Raw genomic sequence first — 10,796 nt, 5'->3', positions numbered from 1 at the left:
CGATGAAGAGAATTGTTGTCTTTTTATATCTAATTGCTGGGTTATTCTTGAATGCTCAGACTGCAGATTCTGTACAGCTAAATTTTAGAGAGTACTTGGGTTATGTAAAAAAATATCATCCAATAGCGAAGCAGGCAGAGATGGTTATGAGCGTAGGTCAGGCAAATCTAATGAAAGCACGTGGTGGTTTCGATCCTAAGATATCTGTCGATTATTCAACCAAAGAGTTTAAGGGCACCGAGTATTACGATTTATTGAATTCTACCTTTAAAGTACCTACTTGGTATGGTATAGAATTAAAAGGGGAGTTTGAGCAGTATTCGGGAGAATATTTAAATGCCGAAAGAAATGTACCCGATGACGGACTCTATAGTGCCGGAGTAGCGCTTTCTCTGGGTCGTGGTTCTTGGATCAACGAGCGAATGGCTACCGTAAAAAAGGCAAAGTTTTTTAGAGAGCAGTCAAAGGCAGATAGAGATTTATTGGTCAATCAGATTTTGTTCGATGCCTCTTTGGCATATTTCGATTGGCTGCAGGCATACCGAAATAGTTTGGTATTCAATGATTTTTTATTGAACGCCAAAGTAAGGTTGAAAGGTGTTAACCGAAGTGCACAATCGGGTGAAATTGCTGCTATTGATACTGTTGAGGCGAAAATTTCGGTGCAGAATAGAGCTTTAGAAATGGAGCAGGCGAGTGTTGTTTTACGAAATGCAAGATTAGAACTTTCTAATTACTTGTGGATGGGTGAAAATATACCGATGGAATTACAGCCGAACGTTGTACCAGAAACTTCGTTAGATACAGAAATAGACCAAGCTCTTGAAATTTTAGGTAAACCTTTGGATAGTTTTGTGTTAGAGAATCATCCGAAGTTAAAATCATTAGGCTATAAAATTGATGGTTTAGTGGTAGATAAACGTTTAAAAACGAATAAGCTATTGCCTAGAATAGATGTGGAATATAAGTTTATAACCGATCAGCCAGAGTACTTGAACTCATTTGAAACTCAAAATTATAAAGGCGGATTGAATTTTGAACTGCCGCTATTTCTTAGAAAAGAAAGAGGAGATTTGAAATTGGCAAAATTGAAATTAAGAGATGCCCAATTCGAGTTTGATAACGCTGAGGTTCAGATTCTGAACAAAATAACCGCCATCTATAACGAGTTAGATTCTTTTGAAAATCAGAATGTATTAATAGCTGATATTGTAACAAGTTATGAAGCGCTTTTGGCGGCCGAAGAACGAAAGTTCAGCTTTGGCGAAAGTTCACTTTTCTTAATTAATTCTAGAGAAACCAAGTTGATCGATGCCGTTTTAAAACAAAATCAGGTTGAGAATAAATTCTTTACGGCCAAAGCGAAGTTGTTCAACAGTTTAGCAGTAAACCCAGAGAATTTGTAAGCAATTTAAATTTAGTACTACTAATGGGGTCGATTAGGGTGTATAATTAAAAAGTAAGCTTGATGGAATTAGTTGTTGAAGATTTGATTAAAAAAGGATTAGAGAAGAGTTATAGCTATGCAGAATATAGGGCGTTGGTTTCTGAACTTGCAGAAAAAAATGAATCTACCGGTCCTGAACAATCAGAAGCTTTGTCGCAGTATACTCAGCTTAATAATAGCCGTATGCGCCGTTGGGATAAAACCTTGAAGTTTAGCGACGATGTTGTAGCTAAGATAAAATCTGTCGATCAGAAAATCTCATGGTTAGTTATTTCAGAAAGTTGGTGTGGCGATGCTTCACCTGCATTACCTGTAATGAACAAAATCGCTGAAATAAATTCGAATATATCACTATCTATTATCCTTCGTGATGAGAATTTAGATATTATGAATCAGTTTTTAACAAACGGTGGCATGTCGATACCTAAATTAATTGCGATTGATAAGAAGGATGATTCTGTAGTAGCCACTTGGGGCCCTAGATCAATAAAGGCGACAAAGCTCGTAGAAGATTATAAGTCAGCACATGGTTCGTTAACACCAGAGTTTAAACAAGATTTACAAGTATTTTATAATAAAGATAAGGGTCAAAGTATTTTAGAAGATTTACTACTATTGCTAGCCATTAGAGTAAAAAAGGTTTAAAACTATACTTAGAACTACAGTAGGTATTTTAAGAATAACTAGCGTATTTCTTGCGCTTGTTTACTTCCCTTGAAATAAATAGGTAATAGTGCCTTTTTGAGACTCTTTATCAGATGAATTAAATCTTGCTTTTAGAGCGTAATTTATCGCATTGTCAACAAGACAACCGTTAGAGGTGCCAGAACTTTTTTCGTTATAATCTGCTTCGGTAACATAGCCTAATGCATCTACCTCAATATTAATAACGACTTTGCCACCTTCTATACAAGTGTATATTGGTGGGGGTAATTTGTAATTATTTCTGTCTACTAAAGAATATGATACTGAAGTTTTTCTTGCAGCTAAGTTATTGGTAAACTCTTTCTTTTGAGCTTCCTTTTCGCCTAGAAGTTGTTTTTTCTCTTCTCTCTTTTTTGCTAGGGCTTTTACTCTTTCAGAATAACCTGTGTCAGAAATAACATCTTCGTTAGGGTCGCCATCGCTCATTTCACTGCGCTCCTCCATCAACTCTTCTAAAGTTTGTAACGGCTCTGGGTTGCCATAACTAGGCTTTGCTGTTTCGTTAAAGGCTAAATGACTTTTTATTGGATCTGCGTTCGCTTGGTCTTCTTGTAATTCCTCTTCTTTTAAAATTTCTTCTAAAACTTCGGGATCCAAAACCATTTCAACAACATAATCTTCCTGAGATTCTTCTTGACCTCCAAACTGAATACCATATAGTACCAACACTACAATAGACAAGCTAAAGATAGTGGCAAGTAATGATAATTGTTTTCGGTTTAGATTCATGGTTATATAACCTTAATAATACCAAAATATTTTAAGTAATCGACAAAAGGCAATCAATTGTTTGTTACCTGTTATTTTCGGGTCCCAGTAATATATCGGCAAAGACCAAAGGGTCTTGAGCATTATCTACGTTAAAATCACCTATTTTGGTTCTTCTTAGTGCTGTTAAATGTGCGCCAGAATTTAGTGCTTTACCAAAATCATGTGCAATAGATCTTATATAGGTTCCTTTACTACAAGTGATTCTAAAGTGAACGTTCAAACCATCGATAGCGGTAATATCAAATGCACTTACATTTACTTTTCGCTTTGGTATAACAACTGTTTTTCCTTCACGGGCCAGTTCATAAAGTCGCTTACCATCTTGCTTTAATGCAGAGAAAACAGGTGGTGCCTGTTCAATGTCACCTATAAATTGTTGGGTAGTGGTATTTATAAGATCAGGTGTAATATGATCCGTAGCAAATGTTTCGTTAATTTCAGTTTCAAGATCGTAAGAAGCAGTGGTACCACCTAAGGTAAAAACACCTGTATATTCTTTTTCTTGCCCTTGGTATTCGGTAATTTTCTTAGTGAATTTTCCGGTGCAAATAATAAGTAGTCCTGTTGCTAAAGGATCTAATGTACCTGCGTGCCCAATTTTAAATTTTTTTAAACTGAATTTTTTTCTGATAGCCCATTTCAATTTATTGACTGCCTGAAAAGACGACCATTCTAGTGGTTTATCGATCAATAATACTTGACCGTTTAAATAGTCTTCTTTGGTCAAATCTTTCATGAATTTGGGTGTTTAAAGGAGTTCTACGGATTAGTGAATCCGTATATAACGGCAATCAATCCAACAACAAGACAGTAGATAGCGAAATACGAAAGCTTACTTTTTCGTACCAATTTAATCATCCAAGTACATGCGGCAAGACCAGCAAGAAAGGCTGCGATAAAACCTGCGCCCATAGCTACATTATTTTCACCGTCAAAAGTTAAATCGCCACTCATCAGATCCTTGGCAATTTTACCAAAAATTAATGGTACGACCATTAAGAAAGAAAATCTGGCAGCTTTCGATTTGTCTACACCTAAAAGAACAGAAGTAGAAATGGTAGCTCCACTACGAGAAATGCCAGGTAGCATTGCAATTGCTTGAGAGATACCAACTATAAAAGCATTCTTAAAGCTTACTTTTTTATCGGTGTCCTTGGCTTTATCTGCAAAATATAAAAGTACTGCCGTTATGATAAGCATAAATCCGACAAAACGAATATTACCACCAAAAAACGATTCAAGTTGTTCTTCAAAAAATAAACCTACAAATACAGCAGGTAGCATAGAGATAATAATTTTGGCAGAAAACTGACTTTCTTCGTTCCATTTAAATTGAAACAAGCCGCTTAAAATTTCCCAAATATCTTTTCTAAAAACAACGATGGTACTAAGAGCGGTAGCAAAATGAAGTACTACGGTAAATAACAAACTTTCTTCTTGTACAGAGTTGTCTCCTAAAATTGCTTTGCCCAATTCTAAATGACCACTTGAAGAAACGGGTAGAAACTCGGTTAATCCTTGAATAATGCCGAGTATAATAGCGTCTAAAGTATCCAATTAATCTTTCTTTTTGTGAGGGTTCAATAAAATGGCATAAATTTCTATACCTAAGCCAATAAGCACTAAAGTTGGTGCAAGTCTTATTCTTCTGAAATTATAAATTTCAGGGTTAAATACGTTGGGGTCATCGCTACCGCCACCGCTCATTAAAATAAAACCTATTGCAATACAGGCAAGACCAATGAACATGAACATGTAATTTTTCTTCTGAAAAATAAATTCTTGTTTAGTGTGCTGATCCACTTTGTTGTTTTTACTCATGCCGCAAATTTAATAATATAATTCGTCCGTTCTAAGATTTAAGAAGCGTTGGGTCGCGAAATAGGTGCTAATGAACGAAATAAGTATGCCCAATAGAAAAACACTAACAAATAAAATGACTAAAATATATGGTTCATCGAATAACCCTAAATCTTGAAAATTAGTATTTACATAATATACGACACCACCAATGGCCAATAAAGCAATTGCAGCACCAATCATGCCTAGTTTAATATTTTGCCATATAAATGGTCTTCTAATAAAGGTCTTTGTTGCCCCGACCATTTGCATGGTTTTGATGATAAATCTTTTCGAATAGATAGATAATCTGATAGAACTGTTAATCAATAATACAGCGATAAAAGTGAAAATAGCGCTGGCTACTAAGATCCAGAAACCTATTTGTTCAACACTTTTGGCGACCATACTTACTAATACCTTGTCATAACTAACTTCATCGACAAAACTCTTTTCTGATAGGGTGTCTGCAATTTCTTGTACTTTCTCTGCTGTAACAAAATCTGCATTTAACTTTACGTCGATAGAGTTCTTTAGCGGGTTGTAACCTAAGTAGTCAACAAAGTCCTCGCCGATTTCTTCGCTATGTTGTTCTGCAGCTTCTTCTTTAGATACGTACGTAGAAGATTTCGTGTATTCAGACATTGCCAATGTCTTTTGAAGCTGTTCAATCTCGATTTCTTTAGTGTTTTCTTTTAAGAATACAGAAATGGTGATTTGTTCTTTTGAACGATCTGCCATTTTTTTAGTGTTTAAAACCAGTAATCCTAAAATACCTAATAGGAATAAGACTAATGCAATACTTAGCACCACAGAAAAATAGGAGGAGATAAGTTTGCGTCTTTGATAATTTTCGAAGGAGTTCGCCATAGTACTTAAAAGTGCAGTAAAAATAGCAAAGTATTGTTAAATGGGACTTAAAATAATCAAGCCTTAACGTTTTAAACTGAAGTGTCCCTTAAATTGAGTGGAATCAGCCTCAATTAGATACCAATAATCATCTTCTGGTAATCGCTCACCTTTAAAAGTACCGTCCCAAGAAGTGGAATTTGTATTGCCAAATTTAATGAGCCTCCCGTATCGGTCAAAAATTGAAATCGTAACAGAATTAAAAACCTCTAATCCGTCAGGTTCGAATGTATCGTTGACAGTATCTCCGTTCGGAGTAAAGAATTTTTGAATGACCAGGTGATAAAAATCTTGGGTAACTACACCGCAATCTGTATTGTCTTGAACGTAAATAGTATAAAAACCGCCTGCTACGGCATCAAAAAAAGGACTAGGTTGAAATGACCTACCATCTAAAGAATATTCGAAATTTCCACCGTTGGCAGTAGAGACTACTATTGTGGGACCGTCAGATACTATTTTATCAATTCGAGGTAAATCTATTTGTTCAACTGTAAATTTACGTGTGGCTGAGCATCCATTTGTATTGGTAATAATGACATCGTAATCGCCAGGTTCGGTAACGTCAATTAGTTGGGTGGTCTCACCAGTAGACCATAGATACGTGACATTTATAACTTCTGCATCTAGAGTGGTAGAAGAATCTTCGCATAAAAAAGTATTGCTATCATCTGGTACTATGGGTAAAGGGTTCACAGTTAAAGCAACTGCAGTTCTTGTAGTAGATGCGCATTCAATTTCAGTGGCATTTGCTTCTGCATAATAGGTGCCGGCAATACCAATTTCTAAATTCTGGTTATCAGCCAAAATTAAATTTCCACCAGTGGCGGCATCATACCAATTAATGGAATATGAATTTTGTGTATTGACAGATAAGGTGCCTAATTCACCTTCGCAGATAATTACGTCTCCGTTGCTTGTAGGTGCGGGCGGTATGGGTAAAACAGTTATGTCGAAAACATCAGATACCACATTACATAAATCGTTATTGACATTGACGATATCTTCTGCAATTTTTGTTCTAAAATAAGTGGTGGTAGTAACTGCCGATGTATTTAAAGTAGCACTATTCTCACCTGGGATATCTGTCCAACTTTGTTGGTCTGTACTTTGCTGCCATTGGTAGGCATGGGTGCTAAAAACAGAAGAATCTGGTGTTGCGGTCAATGTTCTTGATACACCGCCTTGATTTTCGCAAACCACCAAGCTTTGTTCGTTGGCACCAGAAGAAACGTTGATATTATCTCCGCAAGATTTAAATAAAATATCATCTATGGCAAGGTCATTTCCGCAGCCGCCATTACTGTTATTTCTCATCTTTAGAATTACGGATGTCTGCCCTGGTTCTGTTTTAAAGACTAAAGCGTATTGCTTCCATTCGGTAGTGCCGATACCTGTTATGCTCCCTGTATCACCTTGTGCAAGCATATTGCTATCTGTTTCGTCCCATATCTGAAAACGAACATTGACGGGTATGCTATTGCCGTCGCAACTACCTGCTCGTTGTAAATTAATAAGCCATGATGAAAACTCATAGGTGGTATTCTCGCACAAGCCAGTTACTTGACGTTGGTAAAACTCGCCGGCCGTAAAACTTGCATTGACAATAAAAGCTTTCCCGTTACTGTCACCCGGTGTATGGTCTTGAAGAGATAACCAGTCAAAATAGTTGGTAGTGCTAGAGATTGTATAATCACCATCATTGGGCGTACCAGTGGTAAAATTATAAGTGGTAGTACCGGCAGGTAATTCTGGTCCGTCGGTGGTTCCAGAACCAAAATTTTCGGTAAAAATAGGGTCGCCTGAATTACCACCACAAAAACCAAGTTGTGCATGCATTTCTATAGAAACAAAGCCAAAAATGGTTAAAAAACAGATTATTTTTTTGGGACACGATAATTTCACGGTTCTAAGATACCAAATTTAGAAATAGGCAATATTCATTTAGTTTGGTGAAGTAAAACTGTTAATTACCAATATCTTTTTAACTCTCATTGATTCAACCTATTTTTGCGACTTACAGAAAAGAAGTAAAGATCATGCAATACAATTTCAACGAAATTGAAGCCAAATGGCAAAAATACTGGGCAGAAAACCAAACATTTAAAGCAGAGAACGATTCTGATAAAGAAAAATTCTATGTGTTAGATATGTTTCCTTATCCGTCTGGTGCGGGGCTACATGTTGGGCATCCGTTAGGCTATATTGCAAGTGATATATATGCGCGTTATAAAAGGCATAAAGGGTTTAATGTATTGCATCCGCAAGGGTACGATTCTTTTGGTTTACCTGCAGAGCAATATGCGATTCAAACAGGTCAGCACCCGGCAGTTACTACAGAGGCAAATATTAAAACCTATAGAAGGCAGCTAGATCAATTAGGCTTTTCTTTCGATTGGAGTAGAGAGGTTAGAACATCTAGTCCCGATTATTACAAGTGGACACAGTGGATATTCATTCAAATTTTCAATTCTTGGTACAATAAAGTAACCGATAAGGCGGAAGATATAGAAACCTTGATTTCTAAATTTTCTTCGGATGGAAACGCCAAGGTAAATGCCGTATGTGATGATGATATAGTATCATTTTCTGAGGAGGATTGGAATTCTTTTTCTGATGTTAAAAAACAAGAAATACTATTACAATATAGATTAACGTATTTGGCGGATACCGAGGTAAACTGGTGCCCGGCACTAGGTACGGTATTGGCAAATGATGAAATTGTAAACGGAGTTTCAGAACGTGGTGGTCACCCGGTTGTTCGTAAAAAAATGACCCAGTGGAGTATGCGTATTTCTGCATACGCACAGCGTTTGTTAGACGGATTAAATAAAATTGATTGGCCACAGCCGTTGAAAGATTCCCAAACCAATTGGATAGGGAGAAGTCAAGGAGCATCGGCCGTATTCAATGTGAAAGGGCATGATGAAAAAATTTCTGTTTTTACAACTAGACCCGATACTATTTTCGGAGTGTCATTTATGACTTTGGCGCCAGAGCATGAGTTGGTTTCTAAAATAACCACTGCCGAACAAAAAACTGAAGTAGAAGCTTATATAGAAGCAACTGCAAAACGTTCGGAGCGTGATCGTATGGCAGATGTTAAAACCATTTCAGGTGCTTTTACGGGTGCGTATGCAGAACATCCATTTACAAAAGAACCTATTCCAATCTGGATTGGTGATTATGTATTGGCAGGTTATGGTACAGGTGCGGTAATGTCTGTGCCATGTGGTGATCAACGAGATTACGATTTTGCAAAGCATTTCAATATTCCTATCCCTAACATATTTGAAGGTGTTGATATTTCTGAAGAAGCATTCGCAGATAAGGATAAAACGGTTATTGCAAATTCTGACTTCTTAAACGGATTACCGTATAAGAAAGCTATGAAATTAGCAATCTATGAGTTAGAGAAAATAGGACATGGTGAAGGAAAAATAAATTATAGATTGCGTGATGCTGTATTCAGTCGTCAAAGATATTGGGGAGAACCTTTTCCGGTGTATTATGTAGACGGTATGCCTCAAATGATTGCAAAAGAGTACTTACCGATTGCTTTGCCAGAAGTTGAAAAATATTTGCCTACCGAGACAGGAGAGCCGCCATTAGGTAATGCTGAGGTTTGGGCATGGTGTACCTATGAAAATAAGGTAGTTTCTAACGATAAGATTGATAATGAAACGGTGTTTCCGTTAGAGTTGAATACTATGCCGGGTTGGGCAGGTAGTTCGCAATACTTTAATAGGTACATGGATCCGCATAATAATGAAGAGATATTTTCTAAAGATGCTATTGATTACTGGCAAGATGTAGATTTATATATTGGCGGTAGTGAGCACGCAACAGGTCACTTATTGTACTCTCGCTTCTGGCAGAAATTTATGTTCGATAAAGGATTGGTACCTAAAGATGAGTTTGCTAAAAAACTAATTAATCAAGGTATGATTACTGGGACTAGTGCTTTTGTTTACAAGGTGCTATGGGAAATAACTCAAGCTGATGAATATTATAGTAAGGATGAAGTTGTAAAGTTTCATTCTGAGTTGATAAATAATAATCAAATTTTTATTTCTAAAAGTGTTTGGAATAAACTTGTTCATTCTGAGAATCCTGATGATTTTAAGGAATTAATTGATGAGGTAAAAGGAATACTGAATAAGTTAGAAGAGGTTGCACGAAAGAGGTTTCCAAAAACTGAAATAATACGTGTCGAATTGGATTTGGGTAAAAATTTCGCAATTCCTATTCATGTTGATGTATCGATGGTTAATGGTTCTGATGAATTAGACGTCGAATCTTTTAAAAAATGGCGAAGTGAATATAAGGATGCTATTTTGATTGGTGAGGCGGGTAGAATTATTCAAGAAAAGAATGACAAATACATTGTTGGTCGCGAAGTCGAAAAAATGTCCAAATCTAAATACAACGTTGTTAATCCTGATGCTATTTGTGAGGAGTATGGTGCAGATAGTTTGCGTTTGTATGAAATGTTCTTAGGTCCGTTAGAGCAATCTAAACCTTGGAACACGGCTGGTATTTCAGGTACACATTCTTTCTTAAAGAAATTATGGCGTTTGTATGTTCCATTTATTGATGAAAATGCGGTCGCTGAGCGTAGCCGAAGTGAAGAAGAGCCTTCAAAAGAATCTTGGAAAACATTACACAAGACTATTAAAAAGGTAGAAGAAGATATAGAGAACTTCAGTTTCAATACATCGGTATCTACATTTATGATCTGTGTTAATGAGCTTTCTTCGCAAAAATGTTACAGTAGAAAAGTACTAGAGCCGTTGGCTATTTTGGTATCGCCTTACGCACCACATATTGCAGAAGAACTTTGGAGTAAATTGGGTCATACAGAATCTATAGCTACAGCGCCTTTCCCAAAATTCGAAGGAAAGTATTTGGTAGAGAGCAGTAAGGAGTATCCTATTTCTTTTAATGGTAAAATGAAATTTACCTTAGAGCTTTCGTTAGACTTATCTAAAGAAGAGATAGAAGCTGCGGTAATGGCCAATGAAAAAACCCAACAACAATTACAAGGTCGCGAGCCTAAAAAGGTGATTGTAGTGCCAGGTAAAATTGTCAATATTGTTGGGTAGTTAAGAGAATATATTCAAAT

General features: G+C 36.5%; 9 protein-coding genes. 3 read left to right on the top strand and 6 right to left on the bottom strand.

Going from position 1 to position 10,796, the window contains the following annotated elements; genetic code table 11:
* Nucleotides 1-2: 2 nt before the first annotated feature.
* Nucleotides 3-1,406 carry a TolC family protein gene (locus ACPF9A_RS07425; RefSeq protein ID WP_424003097.1) on the top strand — a complete coding sequence of 468 codons (1,404 nt, stop codon included), beginning with the start codon at nt 3-5 and terminating at the stop codon, nt 1,404-1,406.
* A 62-nt stretch (nt 1,407-1,468) separates the two neighbouring features.
* Nucleotides 1,469-2,092, top strand: coding sequence for a thioredoxin family protein (locus tag ACPF9A_RS07420; RefSeq protein WP_424003096.1), 624 nt, complete (start codon nt 1,469-1,471; stop codon nt 2,090-2,092).
* A gap of 60 nt (nt 2,093-2,152) precedes the next feature.
* Here the strand turns inward: ACPF9A_RS07420 and ACPF9A_RS07415 are convergent, their stop codons facing one another.
* The 6 genes from ACPF9A_RS07415 to ACPF9A_RS07390 form a co-directional block, all read right to left on the bottom strand.
* A complete protein-coding gene (locus ACPF9A_RS07415) occupies nt 2,153-2,881 on the bottom strand; it encodes a hypothetical protein (protein WP_424003094.1) in 729 nt (242 codons plus the stop codon).
* A 64-nt stretch (nt 2,882-2,945) separates the two neighbouring features.
* Nucleotides 2,946-3,659 (bottom strand): tRNA pseudouridine(55) synthase TruB, encoded by a 714-nt coding sequence (gene truB / locus ACPF9A_RS07410; RefSeq protein WP_424003092.1) that lies wholly within the window; start codon nt 3,657-3,659, stop codon nt 2,946-2,948.
* A 23-nt stretch (nt 3,660-3,682) separates the two neighbouring features.
* Nucleotides 3,683-4,480, bottom strand: coding sequence for an undecaprenyl-diphosphate phosphatase (locus ACPF9A_RS07405; protein WP_424003090.1), 798 nt, complete (start codon nt 4,478-4,480; stop codon nt 3,683-3,685).
* Nucleotides 4,481-4,744 carry a DUF3098 domain-containing protein gene (locus ACPF9A_RS07400; RefSeq protein WP_424003088.1) on the bottom strand — a complete coding sequence of 88 codons (264 nt, stop codon included), beginning with the start codon at nt 4,742-4,744 and terminating at the stop codon, nt 4,481-4,483.
* Nucleotides 4,745-4,753: 9 nt separating this feature from the next.
* Nucleotides 4,754-5,632, bottom strand: a complete 879-nt coding sequence (locus ACPF9A_RS07395) for a cell division protein FtsX (RefSeq protein ID WP_324025091.1) — start codon at nt 5,630-5,632, stop codon at nt 4,754-4,756.
* A gap of 63 nt (nt 5,633-5,695) precedes the next feature.
* Entirely contained in the window at nt 5,696-7,510 is a 1,815-nt protein-coding gene (locus ACPF9A_RS07390; RefSeq protein ID WP_424003086.1) for a T9SS type B sorting domain-containing protein, read from the bottom strand.
* Nucleotides 7,511-7,710: 200 nt separating this feature from the next.
* Between ACPF9A_RS07390 and ACPF9A_RS07385 the strand changes: the two genes are divergently transcribed.
* The gene (locus ACPF9A_RS07385) at nt 7,711-10,776 is read left to right on the top strand and encodes a leucine--tRNA ligase (protein WP_424003084.1); all 3,066 of its coding nucleotides are present in this window, start codon (nt 7,711-7,713) and stop codon (nt 10,774-10,776) included.
* Nucleotides 10,777-10,796 lie beyond the last annotated feature (20 nt).

It is taken from the genome of Maribacter sp. IgM3_T14_3, assembly GCF_049603095.1.
Classification (GTDB): domain Bacteria; phylum Bacteroidota; class Bacteroidia; order Flavobacteriales; family Flavobacteriaceae; genus Maribacter.
Note: the sequence above shows the minus strand (reverse complement) of the source record. Positions and strands in the feature narration are given on the sequence as shown.

Excerpts from the sequence above, each read along its gene's own strand:
- ACPF9A_RS07425 (WP_424003097.1), top strand. The coding sequence starts at position 3 with ATGAAGAGAATTGTTGTCTTTTTATATCTAATTGCTGGGTTATTCTTG.
- ACPF9A_RS07420 (WP_424003096.1), top strand. The coding sequence starts at position 1,469 with ATGGAATTAGTTGTTGAAGATTTGATTAAAAAAGGATTAGAGAAGAGT.
- ACPF9A_RS07415 (WP_424003094.1), bottom strand. The coding sequence starts at position 2,881 with ATGAATCTAAACCGAAAACAATTATCATTACTTGCCACTATCTTTAGC.
- truB (WP_424003092.1), bottom strand. The coding sequence starts at position 3,659 with ATGAAAGATTTGACCAAAGAAGACTATTTAAACGGTCAAGTATTATTG.
- ACPF9A_RS07400 (WP_424003088.1), bottom strand. The coding sequence starts at position 4,744 with ATGAGTAAAAACAACAAAGTGGATCAGCACACTAAACAAGAATTTATT.
- ACPF9A_RS07395 (WP_324025091.1), bottom strand. The coding sequence starts at position 5,632 with ATGGCGAACTCCTTCGAAAATTATCAAAGACGCAAACTTATCTCCTCC.
- ACPF9A_RS07390 (WP_424003086.1), bottom strand. The coding sequence starts at position 7,510 with ATGCATGCACAACTTGGTTTTTGTGGTGGTAATTCAGGCGACCCTATT.
- ACPF9A_RS07385 (WP_424003084.1), top strand. The coding sequence starts at position 7,711 with ATGCAATACAATTTCAACGAAATTGAAGCCAAATGGCAAAAATACTGG.